Origin of the sequence: [Chlorobium] sp. 445, from assembly GCA_002763895.1 — a bacterium.
In the GTDB taxonomy this organism is placed as follows: Bacteria; Bacteroidota; Chlorobiia; order Chlorobiales; family Thermochlorobacteraceae; genus Thermochlorobacter.
The window spans coordinates 65,460-90,779 of record NSLH01000008.1; the positions used below are offsets into that span (position 1 = coordinate 65,460).

Below are 25,320 nucleotides of genomic sequence, written 5' to 3' on the forward strand. Positions count from 1 at the left end.
TAAAAAAACCGAATGCTTGACTTTGCCGCAATTTTTTGCTTCAAGTGTTGCGAATTGCCATGCCCTATCTTTTGGCGGCAGTTGGCGCAACGTATTCCGAGCGGAGCGGGGTCATTAACCTTGCTTTGGAAGGCTTGATGATATTTGGGGCGTTCGGCGCCGTGATTGGACAGTATTTCACGGGCTCTGCATGGCTGGGCATGATGCTGGCAACGGCATTAGGACTTTTTGTTGCTGCATTGCATGCCTACATCACAGTATCGCTTAAAGCAAACCAAATTGTCAGTGGGGTCGCGCTTAACATCTTGGCAGTCGGTGCTACTAAATTTTTTCTTAGACCGATTTTTGGCAGCGCCTCGAATTCTGAACGCATTGCCGGCTTTGATGTCCCAAATGTGTTACTCAATCCCATTTTTCTTTTTGCTTTTGTGCTTGTGCCGCTCTCACACTTTATTTTTTACCACACGCCGTTTGGCTTGCGTTTGCGTGCCGTCGGTGAAAGTGCCGCCACAGCAGATTCGCTGGGAATCAATGTCAGTGCCATGCGCTATACAGGTGTCTTGATTTCAGGCGCGCTTGCAGCACTTGCAGGGGCATTTCTTGCCTTCGAGCAACACAGTTTCACGGACGGCATGACGGCGGGAAGAGGCTACATCGCACTTGCTGCCATGATTATCGGGCGATGGACACCAATCGGCGCAGCAGTAGCCAGTCTTTTCTTTGCTTTCACTGAAGCGGCACAACTCAACTTGCAAAGCGCCGCCATACCAACGCAATTAGTCCAAGCATTGCCTTATGTCATTACGCTTGCTGTGCTCGTGGGCTTTATCGGTAAATCCACACCGCCGAAAGACCTCGGCAAGCCTTATCAAAAATAACAGCAATGACAACTGCGTTTGAACAAGAGCTTTGGTTAAAGTATCACTTTGTCGCTGGCGTGGATGAAGTGGGGCGTGGACCGCTTGCTGGTCCTGTTGTCGCTGCCGCAGTGATGTTTGAGCATGGATATACTCCCACACGTGCACTTCAAAGCGTGAGCGATTCTAAGAAACTTGCACCATCTGTACGCCTTGAACTTGCCACTGCTATTCGCGCTGAAGCACTCGCCGTTGGGATTGGTGTCGTAGATGTCGAAACCATCGACAAACTCAACATTCTCAATGCGACATTTTTAGCCATGACACATGCCATAGAGCAACTTTCTCCTCGTCCAGATTTTTTGCTCATTGATGGCAACCGATTTAAGTCTACGCTTGCAATTCCTTTTCAGACCATCGTGAAAGGCGATTCAAAAATTTTTTCAATCGCTGCCGCCTCTATCCTTGCTAAAGTTCACCGGGATAGTTTGATGATTGCGTTGGACGCACAATTTCCCAAATACCATTTTGCACAGCACTTTGGCTACCCCACACCCGACCATCTTGATGCGATTCGCAAATACGGACGATGCGCTATTCACCGCAGAAGTTTCAAACTTGCTGCCCTGGGAGAAAAGACAGCCGCACAGCGCAACAGCAAAACCCCATGATGCAATAGGAATCTCTGGCTGATGTTTTGCGTTTCTTTCGCAAAAGCACTAATCGATACCGAATTAACCGAATTAGTCAATGCCATACTCTGACGACATTCGCTCTGAGAATACCGTTGCCATCCAAGCTGCGCCGAAAGGCTTTGTGGCACATGTCAATGAATATGTCTTTGTGGTTCATCGCCCAATTGAAAAAGTCTGGGGCTGGCTCAACAACCCAAAAACTTTTACCGACAGTCAGATTTTTCCTTGGCGTGTGGAGTTTGTCTCACCTGACCCCAATACGCCTGCGGACTTTCATGTCGGCGTGCTCTCGGTACATCATGGACCGATGATGATGTTTTCAGGCGTGCTGACAGAAATTCGCGACAAAGAATATCGTGATTTGCAGTATTTCTATGGCAGTTATGTGGGCAGTTTGCGCTGGATTCGTCCTACACGCTTGCAATTCTGGGTCCGAGAAGTAGAAGGTGGCACAGAAGTCAAAGCACGTCTAGATTCTTTTGTCATTCCCTCGCTCTACAAATTTTGGACATGGGCACAAAACTTAATTTGGCGCCAATTTCCCGGTGATATCCTACGCGCCACTCGCTCATAGTCTTCTGCACTTTTTTATGCTTCAGTTTTGACCTCTCTCTCGTTAGCCGCTATGACTAAAAACAAGATTGTGCGTATTTGCTAATTTGCTAAGTTAATCGCGATAAACTCGTAAGCATTTTTCTACCATGCTCAAGCTTACTAATGTTACCAAGTCCTACGCTGACAAAATCGCTGTCAAGAACCTCTCCTTTGAGCTGCAGCGTGGAGAAATTTTTGGGCTTTTGGGTCCTAACGGTGCGGGCAAAACCTCCACCATTCGTATGATTTGCGGCATCACGTATCCTGACACGGGCACAGTAGAATTTCTTGGCAAGCCCGTCAATGCTGCGTCGCAAAGTAAGATTGGTTACTTACCAGAAGAGCGTGGGCTTTACAGAAAAATGACGGTTGAGGAGACGCTTCTTTACTTTGCAGCACTCAAGGGACTTTCACGTGCTGATGCCAAAACACGCATTGAGCAATGGGCGCATCGCTTTGAGATTCATTCATGGCTCAAAAAAAGGTCGAAGCACTCTCCAAAGGCATGCAGCAAAAAGTGCAGTTTATTTCTACGATTTTGCATGATCCTGAACTTCTCATTCTCGATGAGCCCTTTTCAGGTTTAGATCCGATTAACTCAGAACTGATTATGGATGTGATTATCGAACTTAAAAAAGCTGGTAAGACGATTCTTTTCTCCACACATCGAATGGAACAAGTCGAGAAACTCTGTGACTCAATTGTACTCATCAACAATGGTGAGAATGTGCTTAGCGGTAAAGTGCGCGACATCAAGCGTGCGTATGGTAAAAATCATTTGCACTTGGATTTCGAGGGCAGTGATAACTTCATTGATCTGCTTGTAGCACAAGGCAAGGTAGAAATCTGTAATCGTTCGCCAAAGTCAATAGAGCTCAAACTGCTTAATGGCACTACACCGAAGGACATCCTTTCACATCTTAGCTATGTTGATATCACGCGCTTTGAACTTGCTGAGCCCTCACTCAAAGACATCTTCATTATGCGTGTTGGCGAGACTAATGCTGCCCCATCAGCATAGAGCCTCTTGCTTCAGAGTAGTTTTGAAATTGCGCTTCATGTTTTTCTTAATTCTCCTGCAGTTGTCTTACAAATTTTTACCTGCACACTTGAAAAATTTTCCGTTGCTTTTTCTATCTTTGCGCCAATTTCAAAGTGAGGGTTTAATCTGTTAACATCAAAAGGTAGAGGAGATAAAATTGTCCTTCGTTCCAACCAAGATTTTCTTCACCAAAGGCGTCGGCAGACACAAAGAATATCTCTCATCGTTTGAGCTTGCACTTCGTGACGCAAAAATTGAAAAGTGCAATCTGGTCACTGTGTCGAGTATTTTCCCTGCAGGGTGCAAACGCATTTCACTTGAAGAAGGCTTGAAACTTCTGCAGCCTGGACAAATCACCTTCTGTGTGATGGCAAGGGCGGCAACGAACGAGCACAATCGTCTTATTGCCTCTGCAATTGGTGTGGCAATTCCTCAAGATATCAACACGCAGTATGGCTACCTTTCTGAGCATCACCCTTACGGCGAAAGTGAAAAGCAGGCAGGCGAATATGCCGAAGATCTTGCGGCAACCATGCTTGCAACAACGCTTGGGATCGAGTTCGATCCTAATACTGCTTGGGACGAACGCGAAGACATCTACAAAATGAGTGGCAAAATCGTCAAGACTTTCAACATTACCCAATCTGCAGAAGGTAAAGCCGGACTTTGGACATCCGTGATTGCTTGCGGCATTCTTTTGCCATAACACTCTAAAACTCAAAACTCTCACGCAACGCAAAACACAAAGAGGCTGAGATTGTCAGCCTCTTCACTTAATTTGCACAGCTTTTAGTACTACTCAATTTCTTTTTGACGCAGCATTTCATTCAGTGTATTTTGATAGATGTCGTAATCGCGTTGACTGAAACAGACAAAAAAGACTTTTGAGAGTACATGGCTATGCTCTAAGTAGTCATTGACCGTTTGCACTGCGATTTTAGCAGCGCGTTCAACTGGAAAGCCGTATGCACCTGTACTAATTGCAGGGAAGGCTAAGGTCTCAATACCGTGCTCATCAGCTAGTTTGCATGAATTGGTATAGCACATTGCTAACAGTTCATCTTCGCCGAAGGTGCCGCCTTTCCAGACTGGTCCTACCGTATGAATCACATACTTTGCTGGCAAGTTGTAGCCTTGTGTGAGTTTCGCTTCACCTGTTTCACAGCCATTGAGTTTGGCACAGGCTTCACGCAGCTCTGGACCTGCCGCTTTGTGAATCGCACCATCTACCCCACCACCGCCCAGCAAAGTTGGATTTGCCGCATTGACAATCGCATCAACATAGACGTGTGTAATATCGCCGAGGATAACTTCCATTCCGTCTTCCATACTCTTTCTCCTAAAGCTGTCATCAGATACTTATTGAGAGGTTTTGCTCAACGCATCACTTTGGTTCAAACACAAGTGCTGCAGAGTTCATACAGTAGCGCAGTCCTGTGGGCGTTTGGGGCGCATCATCAAACACATGTCCTAAGTGTGCATCGCACCTGCTGCACAGCACTTCTTCGCGTACCATTCCAAAGCTATAATCTTTTTCGATCTCAATGCAGTCTGGTCGAATCGGAGCGTAGAAACTTGGCCAGCCTGTTCCTGAATCGAATTTGGTCTCAGAGCTAAACAGTTCTTGACCGCAACAGGCACATTTGTAGATGCCTGCTTTCTTATTATTCCAGTACTTGTTGACGAATGGAAATTCTGTGCCTTTCTCTCGCGTAATGCGATAGACATCGGGCGGCAACACGGCTTTCCAAGCCTCCGGCGTTTTGACGATTTTCTCTTTCATTTTTCTTTCAGCGTTCAGTGAATCAAATCGGGTGACAGAAAACGCAGCGGTTTCTACAGCTTGAGCATCTTTTGATGCTGGCTCACGGCAGGCACTGAGCAGAAAGATGAGCAGTCCTGCGCTTGTAAGAAACAGCGTATGTTGCACATTTGAATTTTTACTCCAAAGCATATACATTCGGCAAACTGTATTTGCAAACTTGTCTCGAATGATAGGCAAATTTAAGATACGACGCGCAGGCAAATTATCGATAGCAATTTTTTTTGCAATGTGCGCTGTATCATTTGCTCAGAACAAACCGCCGACCAGGCCTTCCGAGTTGGATGCCCTGCGTGAAGAGCGGCGTACAACTCAAGCGATGATGAAAGAGCTTGCTGGGCAAATTCAAGAATATGAACATTCTCTCAAAAAACTCTCTGAAAAAGAAAAACTTTCTTTGCAAGCCTTAGAGACCCTCGAGAAGCAGTTGAGCGTCTATCAAGTCATTCTCAAAGGATTAAACAAAACTCAGCAGAAACTCTTGCAAGAGATTGCACTAGCTGAACGCGACCTTGTTTCAACAGAAAAAGAGTTGAAGAGGCTGAAAGAGGATTTTGCGCGATATGCTGTCGGTATCTACAAGTTCGGCGTACGGCGCAACGAAGAAATTCTTTTCTCTTCGGCTTCACTTAACCAAGCTATCGTGCGTTTGGAGTATATCAGACGCTTTGAGCAAGTCAGTAAACTCAAAATTTTGGATATTACGGAGAAGAAAAATCAAGTTGCCGCACTGCGCGATACGCTCTCGGTGCGCTATCAAGAAAACCGCCGTTTGCTGGAAGAAAAAATGCGTCAGACTGCTGCTTTTGAGCAGCGCAAGAAAAGCCGTGAGCAACTTCTGAGCGAGCTTCAAAAAAACAAGAAGAAACTCAAAACTGAACTTGAAGCACGCCAAGCAAAGGTCAAGGTTCTTACACAAGAAATTCGTCGGCTGCTTGCCTTGGAAGAAAAAGCCATGCAAGCTGAGCGGCAACGGAAACTCAACGAGAAGACAACATCTGACGCCAAACCCGAAAGTCCCGCCAAGTCCATGCCACGCTACGACGATCTTCCTGCACTTTCAGGTGAGGTCAAAAATTTTGAGGAGTATCGCGGCAGATTGCCATGGCCCGTGCGCAGTGGGGTCATTGTACGTGCTTTTGGTGAGAATACCAACAAAGCCCTCAAAATTGTCACCTTCAATAATGGTGTAGATATTTCTGTGCCGAAAGATGCGCAGGTTTTTGCCGTAGCGACTGGCAAAGTTACGCAAGTCAGTTACCTGCCGACCTTTGGCAATATCGTCATTGTGCGGCACGCAGATGGTTTTATCACAGTCTATGCGAACCTTAAAGATGTGCGCGTTGCAAAAGGAGAAAAAGTTGATGCGCGTCAGCCAATTGGCACTGCCATGGCAAGCGAAGGTGGCAATGCGATTGTGCATTTTGAGGTATGGCAAGGTAAAGAAAAGCATGACCCTGAAACATGGTTGGCTAAGAACTAACTTTTGCCGGGTTGATTGCTGGTGCTTCTACCGTAGGAAGTTCCACGATAAATGTTGCGCCTTTACCTTTTCCTTGCGATTCTGCCCAGACTTTGCCGCTATGCAAATCCACGATGCGCTTTACGAGTGCAAGCCCTAAGCCCACCGAAGTCTCACCGCCCGTAGGCTGCGCCGAGAGCCGCTGAAACTTGCGAAACATCAGAAACTTGTCTTCTTCACTTAGCCCTTGTCCTTCATCGCGCACTTCAATACGTCCGACGTGATTTTCTTCGCTTACCGTCACCCAGATCGTTGAACCAAAGGGCGAATACTTAATCGCATTAGAAATCAGTTGTCCTACCATTTCGGTGAGCCGATCTTCATCGCCATAGATTAGGGCATTGCTTTTGATGCTCAGTTCGATGCGCTGCGATTTTTTTGCTGCCAAATCTTGATGGCGCAAGACTGCAAGTTCTGCTAAGCCTTTGAGAGAAATATCGCGTTTGCGCAGCACAAGGCTCTCTACACCAATCAGGCTCGAGTCAAGCAGTTTATCGACGGTAACCGTCATACGGTTGGCTAAGTCGCGAATGATGTTGAGATATTGCACTTGTAAGTGCAGCGGCACTTGACCATTGAGCAGCATTGCCGTAAAGTCGGAGATACTTTTGAGCGGGGTGCGTAATTCGTTTGCCGCCACACCAATTAGTTCGGTCTTAAATTCGCTGGCTTCTTCAGCAATTTGTCGCTGCCGCTCTGAGTTTTCTTTTTCGGCTTGCAGGGCTTTTGTGCGCTCTTCTACCAGCAAGCGCAGTTCTTCTTGTTTGAGATTCAGCTGGCGAATGCGCCACGACCAGGCTCCAACCCCTACTAGGACCAAGCTCACCGTGCAAAGCCCAATAAACCAGATCGTTTGATAAAAGTGCGGCTCTAGTTTGAAGCTCAAACTTGCCCCTTCTTCATTCCAAATATGATCATTGTTACAGGCTTTGACACGAAATGTGTAAACTTTAGGCGCAAGATTCGTGTAAGTAATCTCTCGCGTGTTGCCCATATCAATCCAGTCATGGTCGAAGCCCTCAAGTTTGACTTTGAATTTCATTTTTTCAGGCGCAAGAAACGAGAGCGCAGTATAGTGGAAGTCAAAGCGCTGCACATCGGGTGGAAAGGAGAGATTAGCACGCGGTACAATCAGTTCCTTATCAGTACGAATCTGCTCAATCTTGACGGGTGGGATTAGCTGATTATACTTGATGCGGTATGGATTGATAACCACAACCCCTTTTCCAGTCGGTATCCAAAACTCCCCCGTTGTGGTTTGCTGAGGCGGCATTGAAGCCCCTGTAACTTCGCTGGTTTTCATGCCATCGGAGCGGTCAAACGCTTTAACTGTGCTCAATACTGGACGCACCCCATCAAGCACCTCATTGAGGTCTTTTGCTGAAAAGCATGAGATTCCTCTGTTTCCTCCCGTCCAAATACGTCCAATTGAATCTGGCACAAGAAAGAAAGCAGATTGTGCAAACAGCCCGTTTTGTATCGTGACATTCGTCAGTTTTCCCTGACGCAGACGCGAAATCCCCGCATTAGTGCCGAAAAGTATTGAGCCGTCTGGCTGCTCGAGTGCGCAGAAGACAACACCTGCCGCTAATCCCTGTTTTGTTGTATAGGTGATGAGCGAATCGCCTACAATGCGCCCCAAGCCGTTGCCATCGGTGCCAAACCAGATGGATTTGTCGCTAGATTCGTAGATGAATGTGATGGAATGACGCGCAAAGTCTTTGTTGTTGAGCAGCTGATGCGGGTAGAGCGAATCACCTGCAAAGCGATACAATCCGCCGACGCCTCCTACCCAAATCCGCCCTTGTGAATCTTCATAGACAGTACGCAGCCTATCGCCAGCCCCGCCACCCGTTGAGAAATTTTTGAAGTTCCCGTTTTCGTATCGGCAAAGCCAGAGTAGGTCGCAAAATACAATTGATTGCTGCGCGTGCGGATGATGTAGCGCGCCAAGTCGTCAGGGAAACCGTTCTGTGGAGTGTAGTTTACAAATTTGCCATTGATGAAATGACTCACTCCACCAGCTGTTGCAATCCAATAGGACCCATCTCGATCTTGAAGCACGCCATAGACGATATCATCCACCAAACCTTGTTTGCTGGTGTAAGTCAGAAACTTTCCATCCTTGAAGCGATTAAGTCCGCCTCGATATGTACCGACCCACAGGCTACCTTCATGATCAAACGCCATGGTCTGAATTTGATTGTCCGTCAAACCATCTTTTTTGAGAACGATTCGAAGTCGCCTTTGCCACTTTTCAAATGAAATCGGCATACCCCGCCATTGTAGGTGCCAATCCAGAGAATGCCTTGCGCATCGACCAGCACGGAAAGCACGCGATTGTGTGGCAAGCCATCAGCTGTTGTGTAGAGTGTAAATCTGCCGTTTTGATAGCGAAAGAGCCCACGGTCACCTGTACCGAGCCAAAGCGAATGGTTTATGGTATCTTCTGTAATCGTCCAGATGGAGCCGGGACTAAATCCATCACTTTCATTGAATTGTTTGAAGACCCCATCTTTGAAGCTCCACAAGCCGCCCACAGAGCCTACCCAAAGTGTACCTTCGCGGTCGAGCAAGACATGATTGACTGCATTTTGCTGCACATCGCCGGGCAATTGATACGCTATAATTTTGCCATTTTCATAATGTGCGATGCCGTTGCGCGTACCAATCCATAGTCCACCTGCTCTATCGGAGCAGATATGATGAATGACATTGCTCGGCAAGCCATCTTCAACTGTGTAGGTTTTGAATCGCCCGTCTTTGAATTGTGTTAGCCCTCCGCCGTTGGTTGCAAACCATAAACTCCCATCTGCGCTTTCACGAATTGACCAGACACCATTGCTTTTGAGTTCAGGCGTATTGGCACTATGAAAGATCGTGAAGGAGACTCCATCAAAACGCGCAATGCCGTCAAATGTGCCAATCCAGATGTAGCCATCAGAGGCTTGAAAAATGCTGAGAATTGCATTTGAAGGTAGCCCTTGCTCGCGCTGCCAAACTTCGTGAGCATATTGTGAGAAACTTTTTTGAGGGTCAAGGGCGAGGAGAAGCGTCGCATCGCATAACCACATACATAACAGCAGCGGCAAGTAAACCCATCTTTTGCACAAGTCTAATCTCCTACATGCGCCATGCTGTTGCACTAGGCTGCGACGTAGAAGGGTTTTTAATTGCACCTGCATCAACTTCCTGATATGGAAAAATCGCCGACTGTCTTACATTAGACGTGGTTAAACTAAAAATATACGATTTTTTCCAAGCTAAGAGTGTCAAGGCATCACTGACCTTCCGGTGCAAGGGCAAGCCAACGTTATTGAACTAACCTGATTTGCTTTGCGAGAGTAATGCCTCGCAGTAGGTTTCAGCGGAGAGGCGAATGTCAGAAAAATGCCGTAAAAATTCCGCTTCACCAAGTTGCTCTCTTAGAAACTCCCAATTTTGAGCACTTACTTTCTGCTCGAATTCACTTAGCTGCTCAGACAGTCGCTTGGCAATATAGAAGTGCTCGACGGCAAGTTTAGTGTTTTGCATGGCAAGTGCCACAAGTCCAACTTGCGCCGCCGCTGTTGCCACGCCCGATGGATTATGATGGTCATATTGTTTTTGCATCAAGTCTTGGAAGCTTGCCAGTGCATTGGCGTAATCGCCTTTTGCAGCCAGTGCGCTGCTGAGCTGATGGCGCACTGCAAATTCGGCAGCGGTATTGCCAGCTTGTCGCAATTTCTCAGCAATGATGCTCAGCTCGGCAATTGCATCATCAAAGCGCATGAGTTTCGCAGCACCCGTCGCCAGTTGATGTCTTAAGAAGAGCTCAACTTCTTCGTTGAGCACATTTGCCAGTGGAATTGCTGCTCGTAGCAAGGCTAAAGCCGCTTCCGTTTTTTCTGCCTTCATCAAAGCTGGTGCATAAGCTGCAGCCAGTTGAACCGCTTCCCGATGCAAGCCTGCTGCAATCAAATGCCTCTGCCACTTTTGTGTGCGCTCGTCGTCATTACCGGTTTGATTAGAATAAAAATGTACGAAGGCAATGTTGGCACTGACACTGTCTTCAGGCGACAACCGCCTTAAAACCTCAGCCTTCACCTCTTGATTCAACTGAAATTTTGGGGCACCACTTTTCGTGGTCATTTCTACAAAACCTAGTCGGAGCAATATCAAGAGCAAATCTTCGGCATCTGGACCTACCTCTGGGAAAGGCAGGTACTGCCATACGGCACTAAGGTCTTTTTCGGAGAGCGGCTCTGATGCTTGCGAAAGCACCACGCACAGCGCATACAACAGCGCACATTCACCCGTACTCAGTGCATAAAGTGCCTGTTGCAGCATCGGCGTTGTTTGTTCAGTTCTATCTTTTTGTGCTTGAAGCTCACGCACAATGTCATCGTAGCTCAGCGCATTTGTCAGGAGCAGCGACTTAATTGCGCCCAGCAAGAGGCGAGAGTCCCCTGCAAGAGCACGCAGTCGCTGTTCATCTTCTTCAGCAAACGGCAGGGAAAACTTCTGTAATGCATCTGCAACAGCCATACACTCAGACAAATTTGTTTTTGGAAGTGGTATATCTCAAGATATACCTTGTGGCAATGTCGTGCAAACCCGATGCACCACATTGCAGAATTAAAAGTTTTACATTTTCGTATCGCCAAAGCTCTCACCGTTTTTGTATCTTTGAATTATCAATCTAACCACAACACGATACAACACGATATGTTTTCAACACACCGTTTAGTTTCAGTTCTCTTTGTTTTTCTGCTTTTAGCACGCATTCTCTACGCACAATCTTCACTGCTTCAATCGGGTCCAATGCTGGGCTACTCTGACATGCGCGAAGTCTTGCTCTGGGTTCAAACCAAAGCGCCAGCAAAGGTGCACTTCAAATACTGGGACAAAACGAATCCTAAACAAGTCTTTGAGACAGATGTAGTGCAAACCGTGAAAGACAAAGCCTTCACGGCGGCGCTGATTGCCGATAAAGTTTTACCCGGGCGCAAGTATCAATACGAACTTTATATCAACGGCAAGAAAGTCGAACGTCCATATCCACTTGAGTTTCAGACACAAGTCTTGTGGAAATACCGCACAGATCCGCCTGACTTTACGGTTGCTGCCGGCAGTTGCACCTATATCAACGAAGCCGAGTTCGACCGCCCAGGCAAACCATACGGACAAGCCTATGAAATCTTCAAAGCTATTGCCGACAAACGCCCTGATGTTATGCTTTGGTTAGGCGATAATACCTACTTTCGTGAAAGCGATTGGAACACGCGCACGGGAATGCTGCAGCGATACACGCACACCCGCTCCTTACCCGAGATGCAACCGCTGCTTGCCTCTACACATCACTATGCCATATGGGACGACCATGACTTTGGTCCAAATGATTGCGACGGCAGTTTTTGGAATAAGGAACATGCTCTTGAAGCCTTCAAGCTCTTTTGGGGCAATCCATCGTATGGGGTGAGCACCCTGCGTGGTATTACCACACAATTTTCTTGGGGGGATGTGGATTTCTTTCTTTTGGACAATCGCTATTATCGCACGCCCAAAGATCGCAAGACGGGAACAAAAACCATTCTTGGTCAGGAACAATTTGAGTGGCTTATCAATGCTCTGGTAGCAAGCCATGCTACTTTCAAGATTATCGTAATTGGTGGTCAAGTGCTCAATCCTGCTGTGGTCTATGAAACGTATGCAAACTATGCCGAAGAACGTCAGCGTTTAATTGACGCCATTAGCAAGGAGGGCATTTCTGGCGTGATGTTTCTGACTGGCGATAGACATATCACGGAACTTTCCATGCTGCCACGCGAGGGCACCTACCCGCTCTACGATCTTACTTGCTCGCCCTTAACCTCGGGCATTTTCAGTGGAGCGCGCACAGAAGCCAACAGCCTACGCGTTGCAGGCACACTTGTAGAGACGCAAAACTTCGCCTTGCTGAAATTTTCAGGTAAGCGCGAAGAGCGCATGCTTACCATCTCGATTCATGACAAGGATGGGAAGGAACTGTGGACACGCTCCATCAAAGCCAGTGAGCTACGCGTTCCAGCAAAACAGAGTAGTGAGTAAGTTTAGCTGCGTAGCGCTTCGGCTTTGAGCAGACTATGTGCAATTGCGCCACCTTGTGTGCGTGGCAGCGGTGTTGTGCGAAATTCAATCTCGCTAATTGTCGCATTTGCATGAAGTTCGCGCCGCAAGTAATCGCGCAGAATGGAGCGCATGGCGTCTGTTGGCTTATGACCTGCTTTGAGCACCACAAAGGCTTTAATTTTTTCACCGAGTTCTTTGTCAGGCAAGCCAATCACCGCAACTTCCTCGATAGCCTGATGTGTCTGCAAGACTTTCTCGATTTCGGTCAGTGCTAAACGCTGTCCACTAACCTTGACGACATCATCGATTCTGCCTATGACGCAGTAGTAACCTTCTTCGTCATAGAAAGCCATGTCGCCGGTGTTAAAGCATCCGGGGACATGTTTCCAATACTTAGCATAGCGCTCTTCATTATTCCAAATGGTATGCATAAGGTGCGGCAGCGGTTGACGCAAGACAAGCAAGCCACTGGTGTTTGGCGGCACGGTCTTGCCCTCTTCAAGCGAGACAATATCCAAGACCACGCCGGGCATCGGTTTACCCACTTTGCCTAATTTGACATCAGCGGCAAGAAAATCACCCAGCACAGGGGCTGCAATTTCAGTCTGCCACCAGCTATCGAGCACGCACCCGCGCTTCTCCATCACATGCTTTTGAACCCATTCGTGCACATCTGCATCTAAATAGCCTCCCGATGAAGTAATCAGACGCAAGGTAGAGAGATCAAACTTTTTGATGACCTCCGCGCCATGCTTCATCAGGGTTTGCAGTGTGAGCGGCGAGCTAAAAAGAATATTGACACCGTGTCGCTCAATAAGTTTCCAAAAGGCTTGGATGTTGGGATGGTCAATTGCACCTTCACGCATCATGACCGTTGCCCCGTTCAAGAGCGGTCCGTAAGTGATGAACGTGTGCCCCAGAATTCTGCCAATATCCTCGGTGTTAAAGAAAATATCATACTCTTTAAGATCGTACATCGCTTGTGCCATGTAGTAGGTGCCTACCATATAGCCACCATGTACATGCACCACACCTTTTGGGGCACCGCTTGTTCCGCTGGTGTAAAGAATAAACAGCGGATGATTGGCGTCGACAAGTTCAGGATTAATCCACTGCGGCTGCCCATCGATAAATTCATGGAAGTCAATTTCTCGTTCGGAATCTAAGGCAAGTCGGGGCTGATCGCGGCACAAGACAATGATTTTCTCAACGGATTCAGCATTTGCAATTGCATCATCGACAATGCCTTTGAGTGGAATTCGCTTGCCGTGCCGATAAGTAACATCTGCGCAAATCACCACTTTCGCTTCGGTGTCATGCACACGATGGCGCAGCGATTGCACACCTAAAGCGGTCTGTGCAAAGACATGAATTGCGCCAATCCGCGCACACGCCAACATGGCATAAACAGCTTCGGGCGTATTAGGCAGACAAATCAACACGCGGTCGCCTTTGCCCACACCAATGCTGCGCAAGGCATTGGCGGTCTGACAGACGCGCCGCAACAGTCGGTCATACGTTACCAGCGTCTCTTTGCCTGTCTCCGAGACCGCTAAGAGCGCAACTTTATTTCGACGGTAACTGACAATGTGTCGGTCTAAAGCATTTAGCGTGATGTTCGTTTTGCCTCCGACAAACCAATTGTGTTTAGGCGGCTGAAAGTCCAAGACTTTGTCCCACTTTTTTTCCCACAACAGTTTTTCGGCAATTTCTGCCCAGAACCCTTCTGGGTTTGTTAGCGCAAAGCGATAATCGGCTTCGTAGTCTTGAATCAGCGCGTTGCGGCGGAGAAAAAACGGCGGTGAAACTCGGCGCGTCTCACTTAAAAATGATGCAATCTCTGACATAAAACAGTGCCTTTGCTTAGCATTTGCCTTGGGTCTAATAGACTTGCAATTTAGAGCCACGCACTTAACTTCGCAAGACTTTCAAAATGCAACTGCGCGCTGTATTTTCACAGACTGAAACCCAGCGTTTGATACAACCGAAAATAGAGACGCACGAACAGATAAGCCAATAACCTTAAACACTTTTGAGCATGGCCGTCAAAGACGCATTGCAAAACGAAGTTGAACAGCGGCTCGCCGAGATTGATCAGGAGCTAGCCAACCTGCGTGAGGAACAGCAGCGCATTCAAGCCAAGTGGCAAGCCGAAAAAGAAGTCATCATGCGCATCCGAGAGCTGAAGGAACAGATTGAGCAAGCTAAGCTTCAAGCCGAAGAATATGAACGACAAGGCGACTTGGGCAAGGTTGCAGAAATTCGCTATGGCACCATTGTAATGCTGCAAAAACAGCTTGATGAAGCTAAGCACAAAATGGAAGAGATGCAGAAAAATGGCGCCATGATGAAAGAAGAAATTGGTGCAGAAGAAGTCGCAGAAGTGGTGGCAAAGTGGACGGGCATTCCAGTTGCCAAGATGTTGCAGTCGGAGCGGCAAAAGTTGCTGCACATGGAAGAAGAACTGCATAAGCGCGTTGTTGGACAAAGTGATGCCATTCGCGCCATTAGTGAAGCCGTGCGGCGCGCACGTGCAGGACTGAGCGATGAGCGTCGCCCGATTGGTTCGTTCATTTTTCTTGGGACCACAGGCGTGGGCAAAACAGAGTTAGCACGTAGCCTTGCCGAATACCTTTTCAATGATGAAAACGCACTCGTGCGCATTGATATGTCGGAGTATATGGAACCGCACAGTGTCAGTCGGCTCATTGGTGCCCCGCCCGGCTATGTGGGCTACGACGAAGGTGGACAACTTACCGAAGCCGTGCGCCGTCGTCCCTTCTCTGTCATCTTGCTCGATGAAATTGAAAAAGCACATCCTGATGTCTTCAACATTCTTCTGCAAGTCTTGGATGATGGTCGACTGACGGATAACAAAGGACACGTGGTGAATTTCAAGAACACGATTATTATCATGACAAGTAACTTGGGCGCGCATCTCATTCAAGACCAAATGCAACTGCTTAGCGATAACAACCGTCAGGAGATTCTTTCGCGCTTGCGTGTAGAGCTCTTTGAGATGCTGCGCAAGAAAATGCGCCCAGAATTTCTTAATCGTATTGATGAAGTTATCGTCTTCATGCCGCTCACGCGCGATGAAATTCTGGCAATTGTTGATATCCAATTTCAGCGCATTGTGGAGACAGCAAAAAAACAAAATATCACACTCTCGCTCTCGCCTGAAGCAAAGGATTGGTTAGGTCAACTTGGCTATGACCCCAGCTTTGGGGCTAGACCGCTCAAGCGCGTGATGCAAAAGTATATCGTCAATGCGCTGGCAGAAAAAATTCTTCAAGGTGAAATTTCCGAGGGCGATAATGTAGAAATTATTCTCGACGGTCGGCAACTTGACTTCCGAAAACGCTGACACCATAGCCTACATCGGTCTGGGCTCTAATTTAGGCAATCGGCTTGCATATCTTCAAGCGGCAACCTGTGCGCTCAAAGCCTTGCCGCACACGACTTTGCTTGCGCTCTCGCGTGTCTATGAAACACCACCTATAGGTATTCAAGAGCAACCTGTGTTTCTTAACGCAGTTGCGCAGATTCAAACTGCACTTGCACCTAGAGTGTTGCTTGCCTGCCTCAAAGCTGTTGAACGCACACTCGGGCGCCCTGAACACTACAGTCGATGGAGCGCACGCATCATCGACCTTGACATTTTGCTCTATGGCGATATGGTGATTGATGAACTCATGCTGACAATTCCACATCCTGAACTGCCGCATCGTAAGTTTGCCATGCTACCACTTTTAGACCTTGCCGATCCTATTCATCCTGTCTTTCAGCAGCGTATCTCGGATTTGCTTCAGCGCACCTCTGATTCTTCCACTGTTAGCGTGCACCCTGCATTACTTTCACTCTGAACTAACGGTTACCTGTCGGTTATTTTGCAGTTCTATCTTGCACTGCTGAGTTAGCTAGCGTAGTCTGCTAATCTTCTTGCAGACTGTGCATATTTTTTGAAGCGTAGAGAAATGCAAGAACAAGCTTTAAGTGAACTAGCATCCAGTAACGCGCGCCATGCATGCCATAAATCCCATAAGTTAGATTCCCTTTTGCGCCTTACCCTTCAGCGCAAATACACTTTAACTTTTTCGCTTATCTTTCTTGTTATCATCATCTACCTCATCTCTTCACTGCTGAGTTCAGAGGAAAAAGATTTTGCCGAATACACCAACGAGAATTTCAAAACCGTTTTTCTTGCCATCAATGCCATGGGTGAGGAAGCCATGTCAGTTGGCTCACGCGATCGGCTTGCCCTCAAAACAACGATTAAGAACATCTTTGAATCAGAAGTAAGGGGACTGGAGCAGATTTTCTTTGTACGCTACTCTCCACAAAAAAATGAATACCGCTATTTTGCTTACTGCGACAAGACTGGACGCGACCTGACCGACTCGTTGGTCATGCTCGAGCATCTGGAGGCGATTAAAATGCGCGCACAAAAATTTCAAACCTTGGAGAATGGTAAAGTCTATCTCGTGCAAGAAATTATCTACAAAACCCCTGTTAAAGATGTCTTTTTGGGATATAGTCAACTCGTCTTTTCTTATGATCATATTAGCGCGATTATTACTCAGCGGCGGCACGATTATTTGACACTCGGCGCACTTAGTTTCGCATTGTCGCTTGTTGTGATTAGTGTTGTAACGGCGCTGTTGATTCGCCGCATCAAGCGCCTCAATGACGCAACCAAACTGGTTGTGCAGGGCAAGTTAGAGCCTGTGCCTGTGAAAGGTAGCGATGAAGTTGCAGAGCTTACACAATCTTACAACGAAATGATTTTAGGGCTGCGCGAGCGGCTGTTGATGTCGCGCTATGTCTCGCAATCTACCATTGGATTGATTCGTCAAAGGCGCTCGGAAGGGATGGATTTGGGTGGCACGCGTGAACAGGTATGCGTTTTCTTTTCCGATATTCGTGGCTTTACGGCATTCTCAGAACATCACGATGCGCAGCAAGTCGTCCGCTACCTCAACAGCCTGCTCAATATGCAGGTAGAACTCATAGGCCTCATTGGCGGAGATATTGACAAATTTGTTGGCGATGAAGTGATGGCAACTTTCAGAGGTAAACGCAAAGAAGAACGCGCAATTGAAGCGGCAGTCGCTGTGCAGCGGCGTGCCCGTCAACTCATTGCTGAAGATCCCCTCTTTACCTCCCTTCAAATTGGCATCGGGATTAACACCGGTGAGGTGGTCGCTGGCAACATTGGCTCGCGTGATAGAATGGACTATACGGTGATTGGTGATGTGGTTAATACCGCTTCTCGCTTGTGCAGTGCCGCAGGTGCCGGCGAAATTCTCATTACAGAAGCCGTCAAAGCACGCTTGCCCAAAAATTTTGTAGTACTCAGCGAGCCGTTTAGCTTAGCACTCAAAAATAAATCTAACATTACATCGCTTTACAAAGTGCTCTATGACTAATGTGAATGATTTGGCGCAATCGATCAGGACACTTATCTGGCTCAGTCTTGTGATGACGGCAATCGGCTGTGGCAGCGCGAAACCCACACCAGACGAAAAACTCAACGCCCGATTCACGCGCGATGAAAAAATTAGGTATATCTATAGCCGCGCTGTGGCAAGTTTCGAACAAGGCAAACAAACGCTTAACCCCAAGCTTTTGGAAAATGCTCGCTACGACCTTGCGCTGCTTGCGCATGACTTCAAACATGAGCTGTCTTTTGCCAAACTCAAAGAAGTGGACGCTTTCTATGCTGAAAGCATTTCTAATTACCGCGAGCTCATCAAGACTGCAAAATCTAAACAAGATACCCTGCTTGTTGCCAGCTACTATAAACGTGCCTTGACCTTTGCTCCAGATTTAAGCGAAGCAAAAGCGTATTTGAAAACACATGAGCTTGCTATTGGGCGACTTTTGCAAGAAAACTTAGAGAAAGGGAACAGCGCCCTCAAAGCTAAAGATTATGCGCGCGCACAACGTTACTACACGCGCGTGCTGCTATTTGATGCCGATCATGCTGAAGCCCAAAATGGACTCTCTGAGGCAACAAAACAGCGCCGCTTGCTTAGTCTGAAAAATGAAATTTTGGAGAGAACCGCCAGCAGCAAAGGGTTATCCGTAGCAGAAAAAGAACAGCTCTATCAAGCCGCAAAATCTGCCTTTGAGGCAAAAGAGTATCTGAAAGCGCGTGAGCTTTTTGTCTCGATTGGCGATCGTAAGTATAAAGACGTTTCGGATTACTTGCAGCGCACCGTTGAGAAGATTGCAGCGCTCAACCTTGAAAACTAAGCCTTCGTTGCAGACTGTGAGGTAATCACAAATACCGCAAGGATCATGAGTATCGCTGCAATCAGCATTTGCACGGTTAGATGTTCTCGACCGATTGCCCAGCCTAAAAACACAGCGACCACTGGGTTAACATAAGCGTATGTTGCAACACGGCTTGGCGGTGCCACCCGCGCTAACCATGTGTAAGCGGAATAGGCTACGATCGAGCCGAAGACAATCAGGTAGCCCAACGCTAGCCACGACTGCCACGAAATTTGCGCCAAGGAAAACTGTGCCCATTCACCACGCAGTGTGCCGACCGTAAGCTGAAGTGCGCCTCCCACCAGCATTTGCATCGAGGTTGCTTGCAGCAGCGACGGCGGCAGTTCCGCACGCGTAACATAGAGCGATCCGACTGCCCAAGCTAAGGTTGCCACCACCACTGCACCGACGCCTGCATAATCCATGTGCACACTGCCTGAAAAAAGCCCGTCGCTGACCAGCAGTAGTGTCCCAATTGTCCCAAGTGATAGCCCTGCCCAAATGCCCGCCGTTGGCGTTTTGCCTCCCAGTGCCAGCCATTGCAGCAAGACAATCCACAGCGGCTCTGTGGTAATCAGCAGCGCGGCCACACTTGATGAAATATGCTGCTCTGCCCACACCACACAGCCATTGCCGATAAAGAGCATCAATGCCCCCAGCGTGCCTGCACTCCGCCAGTGTTTAGCACGTGGTGCAGGACTGCCGCTTATCGCTGTAAAGAGATACATCATCAGACCTGCACAAAGAAAGCGCATGCCGCCCATCAAAAACGGCGGAATGGTCTCAATTGCAAAGCGAATCGCAAGGTATGTGGAGCCCCAAATGAGGTAGATAGCAAGAAAAGCCGCAAGCAAAAGCACAGGATTAGCTGCCGCTTGCATCGATGTTGTAAACATGGAACTTATCTTTGTGAAGTTTTACGGCTCAAAACATCGACGCGCTGCAGAGAATTTCACTACCTGTCATTACTTGCTCTTCTTTTTGCCTTTCGCCTTTGAAGCAGGCTTTGCAGACTTGCCTTTAGCTTTGCCTTGTGCAGAAGAGCTGCTTGCACTGGATTTAGCAAGTTGCATTAGCTCACTGAGGTCAGGCGTAAGCACAATTTCAATCCGGCGGTTCTTGGCTTTGGCTTCGGGCGTATTGCGCGCATCAACCGGGTAATACTCTCCGCGCCCTGCAGCTACGATACGCTTCGGATTGACTTTGCCTTCTTGCGTCAAGTAACGCACCACTTCCGTCGCACGTAATACACTCAAATCCCAGTTGTCCTTAACATTTTCAAGTTTGGTCACAGGCGTTGTGTCAGTGTGCCCTTCAACTTGAATGTTGATGTCAGGGTTTTCATTGAGTACTGCGGCAAGTTTGTCCAAGGCTTTTTTGCCTTTGTCATCAATAGTAGTACTGCCCAGCGGAAAGACCAATCTATTGGATAGCGAGACATAGACATTATCGCCTTTGGTGTAGACATCAAGCCCGCTATCTTTGAAACTGAGTAAAGCAGAACTTAGTGCATTTTGAAGTTTTTGCAGTTTTGCATCACGTGCGGCAAGCTGTTTTTCAAGCATACCCGCACGCTTTTCAAGATCCGCCAAATTTTCTTTGTGCTTCTTCTTGGAGTTTCTTTTCGCGCAGCTCGGCTTCACTCAAGCGTGCTTGAAGTGCAGTTGAATCACGGCGTAGTGCTTCATTCTGTGCTTCTAAAGCACGAACTGCTGCCGTGAGTGAATCTTGCATCTTCTTCTTATCGCGCTCTAAGGTATCCACCGCTTCTTGTGACACGCCACATGCCGCTAAAAGTGATGATAGTGCAGCAGAGATAACTAACAGAAAAAATGGATGTTTCTTCATTGGTTGTTGGTGATGAAGTTGGCAAAGTTTGAAAGTTTTGATTACGATTGGCATGCAAAAATACCGCAAAAGGCAGGCAACCGAAAGCGTCTGGTCAAGCCCTGTGAGATACATCACGCTTGCAAAAAGCCGCGCTAAACACCTATCTTTCAAAACCGTTTAGTCAAACACAGAGCACACTCAAATGAAAAAAATCGTCATCTTTACACTTCTTTCCCTCTACATTGCCTTTCCACTTCTTGCTCAATCTAAAAAGCCCATCACGCATGATGTCTATGACAGTTGGAAAAGCATTTCTGGACACACAATTTCAAACAATGGCAAATATGCGGCGTATTCACTCACGCCGCAGGAAGGCGACGCTACGCTCATGATTCACACCCTGCCCAGCAAAGATAGCAAGGCAATTGAACGCGGTGAAAACGCGCAGTTTTCCGCCGACTCAGAGTTTCTGGTCTTCAAAATCAAGCCCCAACTCGATAGTGTTAAAGCACAAAAACGCCGAAAAGTGCGTGCCGAAAATTTGCCCAAAGATTCATTGGGCATCTACGCTCTGCAAATAGGTGAGCTTATCAAAATTGCTCGTGTCAAATCCTTCAAGATGCCCGAGAAAGCTGGTGGCTGGCTGGCATACCAACATGAAAAAAACTCTCTAACACGAAAGACTCTGCCAGTGCAAAAGGCCGACGCCCAAAAGAAGAAAATGATTCCTTGGGCACCGAGCTTGTGCTGCGTAATCTTAAAACAGGCAAAGAGATACGCTTTGCGTTTGTTACGGAATATGAATTTGCAAAGTACGGTAAGCGCTTCATCTTCGCCTCGTCCGGTGATGACTCCCTTTTTCAAGCAGGCGTCTATACCGTTGATCTGGAAACAGAACGCCTGCAACCGCTCTTTCGTGCTAAAGCTCGATACAAAAGACTTGCGCTCGATGAACAAGGCGAACAAGCCGCGTTTCTGACTGACTTGGATACCAGCAAATCGCGCTTGCGTGCTTTTGCACTGTGCTACTGGAAAACCGGTATGGACTCTGCAGTAAAGTTGCTCGACACACTACACGCTGCTATCCCGAAAGGCATGCTCGTCAGCGAATTCTTTACGCCTCGCTTCTCCAAAGATGGCAAGAAACTCTATTACAGTACATCGCCTAAGCCGTTTTTGCCTGATACCACGAAACTTCCCGAAGAAATTGTCAGCGTCGATATCTGGCACTGGCGCGATAACGACTTGCAGCCCGAACAAGTGCGCAACCTTAGCCGCGAGCGCGAACGATCCTATCTTGCGGTCTTTCATTTAGATGACGCCCGTGCTGTGCAACTTGCCTCAAAAGAGATGGAAACACTGCTCATGACCGAAGACGCTAATGCCGAAGTTGCAATTGGACTTTCTGATGATAAATACAAACATCTCAAAGTCTGGGAAGGCGCACCCGTACGCAACGACATTTACCTTGTGAATCTCAAAGATGGCTCACGCAAAGTGATACGTGAAAATGAGCGTGCCTTCCAACTTCATTTTTCTCCATCCGCAAAATATCTGCTCTGGTATTCAGCTCTGCAAAATGCGTGGCTTACCTATCACCTCGAGACGGGTACCACCGTAAATTTGACAGCAAAAATCAACACTCGATTTGCTAATGAACTGCACGATACGCCAAGTCCACCTAATCCCTACGGATTTGCTGGCTGGCTTGATGGTGAAAATACTCTACTTATCTATGACCGCTACGATCTCTGGTTATTTGATGCTACTGGCAAAACAACACCTAAACGATTAACTAACGGACGCGAACAAAACATTCGGTTTCGATATGTCAAGCTCAATGATGAAGAGCGGAGCATCAACCCTAACCTCCCCATCATTTTGCAAGCCTTCAACGAACGCACAAAAGGCTCTGGCTACTACAGTTTCACCATTTCAACAGGCGGCACACCTCAAGCCCTCATGATGGGTGATTATGCCGTGCTCGAGCTTCTCAAAGCAAAAGACAGTGATGTGCTACTTTTCCGAAAAATGACTGTCTCCGACTTCCCTAATCTCTACGTCACCACACCCGCATTTGAGAACATTGTGCAGATTTCAGATGCCAATCCGCAGCAAAAAGAGTACAACTGGGCTACGGTCGAACTGGTCAAGTGGAAGTCGTTTTCAGGTGAGAGGCTCGAAGGCTTGCTCTATAAACCTGAAGACTTCGATCCTAAGAAAAAATACCCAATGATTGTCTATTACTACGAGCGCAGCAGCGATGGCTTGCATCTTTACACGCCGCCTGCGCCTAGCCGCTCAACGGTCAACCGCACCGTCTATCCCAGCAATGGCTACCTGCTGTTTATTCCTGACATCACCTATAAGATTGGTTACCCTGGTCAAAGCGCCTACGAAGATGTGGTCTCAGGCGTACAAGCCCTGCTCAAGGAGCGCAAGTATATTGATGCTCAGCGCTTAGGCTTGCAAGGGCAAAGTTGGGGCGGGTATCAAACCGCATATCTTATCACGCGCACAAAGAAAATGTTTGCTGCCGCCATGGCTGGCGCCCCTGTCGCTAACATGACCAGTGCATACGGCGGTATTCGTTGGGAATCGGGTCTTAGCCGTATGTTTCAATATGAACGCACACAAAGTCGCATTGGCGCCTCACTTTGGGAAAAGCCAAACCTTTACCTTGAAAATTCACCGCTCTTTAAAGCTGACAAAATTGAAACTCCACTGCTCATTATGCACAATGATGCCGATGGCGCTGTGCCGTGGTATCAAGGCATTGAACTCTTCATGGCGCTCAAACGCTTGGTAAGCCCGTCTGGATGCTTACCTACAATGGCGAAGCACATAACCTGACACAACGCAAGAACATGAAAGACCTTTCGATTCGCATGCAGCAATTTTTTGATCACTACCTTAAAGGTGCACCCATGCCACGCTGGATGAAAGAGGGCATACCTGCAATAGAGAAAACCATCAACATGGGCTATGAATTTGCAAACTAATCGTCTCGGCAATCTATCGCGCCTTGTCTTAAACGCATGTATGAACGCACTAACACGATGAACAGCTCTAAACTGCGTGGATTTGTGCTTGGGGCGCTTGTTGGTGATGCCCTTGGCTTGCCCGTGCACAAAAAACCGCATCACATTGTGCGCATGTACTTCAAAGGCATTAAGGGATATACAGACGAATACTACTCTACAGCTTCACCGACGGGATTGCATGCAGGACAAAACTCTATCGATGCGCGCCCAATTTTGCGTGCCTTGCCTCATGCTCTCGACAGCGCCCTTGAGCACTTTACCATGGCATTCTTTCAAGTAGAAAGTCTGACGGCAGCACAACTCTCCAAGTTTTTTCAGCGCGTGAGCACCTTAGCCCTGCCACTTTCAGCGCCCGACCTTCTCGCCGAGATTTTCGAGCCCGAGGTGCAGCAAAAGATTCTCTCTGCTATGGCATTTTTTCCCAGCGACATGGTGATAGAATTCGACGAAGCCATGCAGGAGCAGAGTGCCACACAGTTTGCGATTGCCATGTTTTTGCGAGCGCATGACGATTTTGAAACCACAGTTCTTTCAACCGTAAATATGGGCGGATTGGCAAGTCTTACGGGTGCAATCGCGGGCGGCGCAATGGGTTTGTTGCACGGTGCGCATGCTATTCCTGAGCCTCTCATTCAAGGCTTGATGCATTCAGCAGAGATTCTTGATGCACTCAACGATCTTGAACGCGCTTTGTAAAATCTCATCTTCACGCGTTGACGACCCTCAATACTTGCTGAATGATGGGATTTGTTCGGCGCTCCTGCCCAATCGTTGTCTGCTCACCGTGACCGGGATATACCCTGACCTCATCAGGCAGTTTCATCAGTCGTGCCAGTGAGCGCACCAGTGCAGTAAGGTCGCTATCCACAAAATCCCATCTGCCTACTGATCCGTTGAACAAGGTATCACCTGAAAAGAGAACTTTATGCTGCGCTTCGTAGAAGCAAACACCGCCGCGTGTGTGTCCAGGTGTGTAGAGCACTTCGAATTGCAGCGACCCTACTTGAATGATATCGCCGTCGTTCAAATATACGCTAGCGCGTGTTGGGGTCATCGGAAAAGGGATGGGGAAATTTTCTTTGTATGGCTCTGTCAGTCGCCACTCATCGCTTTGGTGAATGAAAATCGGGGCGCCTGTTGCCTTTTGCAGTGCCGCGTTATCTGCTGAATGATCAAAATGTCCGTGTGTATTGAGAATCCGCTCGATTTTGAAGTGTCGGACGGCAGCTTCCTGCAAAATCAGTGGTGCTGAGCCGTAGGAGCAATCAATTACGCAGGCTGCGGCAAAACCCGATTCATCTCTCTTCGCATCGCTGACAAGGTAAGCAAATGTATAAAGCGGTCCACACTCAAAGCCTTTGATGAACATGGTCGTAAAGCGATTTTCTAGGAAAATGTTCGGCTGCGTGAGCTTCTCTGGTGAGTTTCACTTGCTCCGACATTGTGTTTATTTTGTAACGGTACGCAAAAAATATGCAAATTTCTTTATTTAGCGCTTGCATTTGCTGAAAAACTTCGCTCAATTTGAGACGAACCTTTGCCATG

Annotated in this window: 26 protein-coding genes and 1 pseudogene; 15 read left to right on the plus strand and 12 right to left on the minus strand. The window is 47.7% G+C overall.

All coding sequences use genetic code 11. The features are described from left to right. Positions 1-59 precede the first annotated feature (59 nt). From CMR00_04870 to CMR00_04890, 5 genes and pseudogenes are all read left to right on the plus strand, one after another. Positions 60-878 (plus strand): ABC transporter permease, encoded by an 819-nt coding sequence (locus tag CMR00_04870; protein PIO48485.1) that lies wholly within the window; start codon positions 60-62, stop codon positions 876-878. 5 nt (positions 879-883) lie between these two features. Next, entirely contained in the window at positions 884-1,528 is a 645-nt protein-coding gene (locus CMR00_04875; GenBank protein ID PIO48452.1) for a ribonuclease HII, read from the plus strand. A gap of 79 nt (positions 1,529-1,607) precedes the next feature. Further along, entirely contained in the window at positions 1,608-2,126 is a 519-nt protein-coding gene (locus CMR00_04880; protein PIO48453.1) for a hypothetical protein, read from the plus strand. 127 nt (positions 2,127-2,253) lie between these two features. Then, positions 2,254-3,167, plus strand: a pseudogene (locus CMR00_04885) (ABC transporter). Between the two features lie 178 nt (positions 3,168-3,345). Continuing rightward, positions 3,346-3,894 carry an arginine decarboxylase, pyruvoyl-dependent gene (locus CMR00_04890; GenBank protein PIO48454.1) on the plus strand — a complete coding sequence of 183 codons (549 nt, stop codon included), beginning with the start codon at positions 3,346-3,348 and terminating at the stop codon, positions 3,892-3,894. 89 nt (positions 3,895-3,983) lie between these two features. Here the strand turns inward: CMR00_04890 and CMR00_04895 are convergent, their stop codons facing one another. After that, positions 3,984-4,517: an O-acetyl-ADP-ribose deacetylase gene (locus CMR00_04895; protein PIO48455.1), complete on the minus strand. Its 534-nt coding sequence runs from the start codon at positions 4,515-4,517 to the stop codon at positions 3,984-3,986. 55 nt (positions 4,518-4,572) lie between these two features. Further along, positions 4,573-4,971, minus strand: a complete 399-nt coding sequence (gene msrB / locus CMR00_04900; GenBank protein ID PIO48486.1) for a peptide-methionine (R)-S-oxide reductase — start codon at positions 4,969-4,971, stop codon at positions 4,573-4,575. Between the two features lie 106 nt (positions 4,972-5,077). Here msrB and CMR00_04905 point away from each other — a divergent pair, with 106 nt between their 5' ends. Beyond that, the gene (locus CMR00_04905) at positions 5,078-6,493 is read left to right on the plus strand and encodes a hypothetical protein (protein PIO48456.1); all 1,416 of its coding nucleotides are present in this window, start codon (positions 5,078-5,080) and stop codon (positions 6,491-6,493) included. Here the strand turns inward: CMR00_04905 and CMR00_04910 are convergent. The 4 genes from CMR00_04910 to CMR00_04925 all read right to left on the minus strand — a co-directional run bounded on the left by CMR00_04910 (position 6,483) and on the right by CMR00_04925 (position 11,059). Beyond that, positions 6,483-8,306, minus strand: coding sequence for a hypothetical protein (locus CMR00_04910; protein ID PIO48457.1), 1,824 nt, complete (start codon positions 8,304-8,306; stop codon positions 6,483-6,485). The two genes, CMR00_04905 and CMR00_04910, sit on opposite strands and share 11 nt — an antisense overlap. A gap of 14 nt (positions 8,307-8,320) precedes the next feature. After that, a complete protein-coding gene (locus tag CMR00_04915) occupies positions 8,321-8,806 on the minus strand; it encodes a hypothetical protein (GenBank protein PIO48458.1) in 486 nt (161 codons plus the stop codon). After that, positions 8,743-9,717, minus strand: a complete 975-nt coding sequence (locus CMR00_04920) for a hypothetical protein (GenBank protein ID PIO48459.1) — start codon at positions 9,715-9,717, stop codon at positions 8,743-8,745. Before CMR00_04920 ends, CMR00_04915 begins: the two co-directional genes overlap by 64 nt. Before the next feature lie 136 nt (positions 9,718-9,853). Then, complete coding sequence (locus tag CMR00_04925) at positions 9,854-11,059, minus strand: hypothetical protein (GenBank protein PIO48460.1); 1,206 nt, start codon at positions 11,057-11,059, stop codon at positions 9,854-9,856. Between the two features lie 180 nt (positions 11,060-11,239). Here CMR00_04925 and CMR00_04930 point away from each other — a divergent pair, with 180 nt between their 5' ends. After that, positions 11,240-12,601, plus strand: coding sequence for a phosphodiesterase (locus CMR00_04930; protein PIO48487.1), 1,362 nt, complete (start codon positions 11,240-11,242; stop codon positions 12,599-12,601). A gap of 2 nt (positions 12,602-12,603) precedes the next feature. Here CMR00_04930 and CMR00_04935 read toward each other — a convergent pair whose 3' ends face one another. Further along, the gene (locus tag CMR00_04935) at positions 12,604-14,469 is read right to left on the minus strand and encodes an acetate--CoA ligase (GenBank protein PIO48461.1); all 1,866 of its coding nucleotides are present in this window, start codon (positions 14,467-14,469) and stop codon (positions 12,604-12,606) included. A gap of 191 nt (positions 14,470-14,660) precedes the next feature. On the opposite strand from CMR00_04935, the gene CMR00_04940 reads away from it, so the two are divergent. The 4 genes from CMR00_04940 (at position 14,661) to CMR00_04955 (ending at position 18,880) form a co-directional block, all read left to right on the plus strand. After that, a complete protein-coding gene (locus tag CMR00_04940) occupies positions 14,661-15,989 on the plus strand; it encodes a chaperone protein ClpB (GenBank protein ID PIO48462.1) in 1,329 nt (442 codons plus the stop codon). After that, on the plus strand, positions 15,970-16,488 hold the full coding sequence (gene folK, locus CMR00_04945) for a 2-amino-4-hydroxy-6-hydroxymethyldihydropteridine diphosphokinase (protein PIO48463.1): 519 nt from the start codon (positions 15,970-15,972) through the stop codon (positions 16,486-16,488). Before CMR00_04940 ends, folK begins: the two co-directional genes overlap by 20 nt. Positions 16,489-16,599: 111 nt before the next feature. After that, positions 16,600-18,051 (plus strand): hypothetical protein, encoded by a 1,452-nt coding sequence (locus CMR00_04950; protein PIO48464.1) that lies wholly within the window; start codon positions 16,600-16,602, stop codon positions 18,049-18,051. Beyond that, positions 18,044-18,880, plus strand: coding sequence for a hypothetical protein (locus tag CMR00_04955; protein ID PIO48465.1), 837 nt, complete (start codon positions 18,044-18,046; stop codon positions 18,878-18,880). Before CMR00_04950 ends, CMR00_04955 begins: the two co-directional genes overlap by 8 nt. Here the strand turns inward: CMR00_04955 and CMR00_04960 are convergent. The 3 genes from CMR00_04960 to CMR00_04970 form a co-directional block, all read right to left on the minus strand. Then, the gene (locus CMR00_04960; GenBank protein PIO48466.1) at positions 18,877-19,797 is read right to left on the minus strand and encodes a hypothetical protein; all 921 of its coding nucleotides are present in this window, start codon (positions 19,795-19,797) and stop codon (positions 18,877-18,879) included. The two genes, CMR00_04955 and CMR00_04960, sit on opposite strands and share 4 nt — an antisense overlap. Before the next feature lie 69 nt (positions 19,798-19,866). Then, positions 19,867-20,466: a hypothetical protein gene (locus CMR00_04965; GenBank protein ID PIO48488.1), complete on the minus strand. Its 600-nt coding sequence runs from the start codon at positions 20,464-20,466 to the stop codon at positions 19,867-19,869. Positions 20,467-20,479: 13 nt separating this feature from the next. Further along, positions 20,480-20,749: a hypothetical protein gene (locus CMR00_04970; protein ID PIO48467.1), complete on the minus strand. Its 270-nt coding sequence runs from the start codon at positions 20,747-20,749 to the stop codon at positions 20,480-20,482. 184 nt (positions 20,750-20,933) lie between these two features. Here CMR00_04970 and CMR00_04975 point away from each other — a divergent pair, with 184 nt between their 5' ends. The 4 genes from CMR00_04975 to CMR00_04990 are packed head-to-tail and all read left to right on the plus strand — an operon-like array spanning position 20,934 to position 24,471. Further along, positions 20,934-21,710: a hypothetical protein gene (locus tag CMR00_04975; GenBank protein PIO48468.1), complete on the plus strand. Its 777-nt coding sequence runs from the start codon at positions 20,934-20,936 to the stop codon at positions 21,708-21,710. A gap of 5 nt (positions 21,711-21,715) precedes the next feature. Beyond that, complete coding sequence (locus CMR00_04980; protein PIO48469.1) at positions 21,716-23,584, plus strand: hypothetical protein; 1,869 nt, start codon at positions 21,716-21,718, stop codon at positions 23,582-23,584. Further along, positions 23,551-23,733: a hypothetical protein gene (locus CMR00_04985; GenBank protein PIO48470.1), complete on the plus strand. Its 183-nt coding sequence runs from the start codon at positions 23,551-23,553 to the stop codon at positions 23,731-23,733. Before CMR00_04980 ends, CMR00_04985 begins: the two co-directional genes overlap by 34 nt. Positions 23,734-23,769: 36 nt before the next feature. After that, positions 23,770-24,471 (plus strand): hypothetical protein, encoded by a 702-nt coding sequence (locus CMR00_04990; protein PIO48471.1) that lies wholly within the window; start codon positions 23,770-23,772, stop codon positions 24,469-24,471. 10 nt (positions 24,472-24,481) lie between these two features. Here the strand turns inward: CMR00_04990 and CMR00_04995 are convergent, their stop codons facing one another. Together CMR00_04995 and CMR00_05000 are read right to left on the minus strand one after the other, a co-directional pair. After that, positions 24,482-25,144 (minus strand): MBL fold hydrolase, encoded by a 663-nt coding sequence (locus tag CMR00_04995; GenBank protein PIO48472.1) that lies wholly within the window; start codon positions 25,142-25,144, stop codon positions 24,482-24,484. Continuing rightward, on the minus strand, positions 25,125-25,319 hold the full coding sequence (locus CMR00_05000) for a hypothetical protein (GenBank protein PIO48473.1): 195 nt from the start codon (positions 25,317-25,319) through the stop codon (positions 25,125-25,127). The genes CMR00_04995 and CMR00_05000 overlap by 20 nt, the downstream gene beginning before the upstream one ends. Position 25,320: the final 1 nt, after the last annotated feature.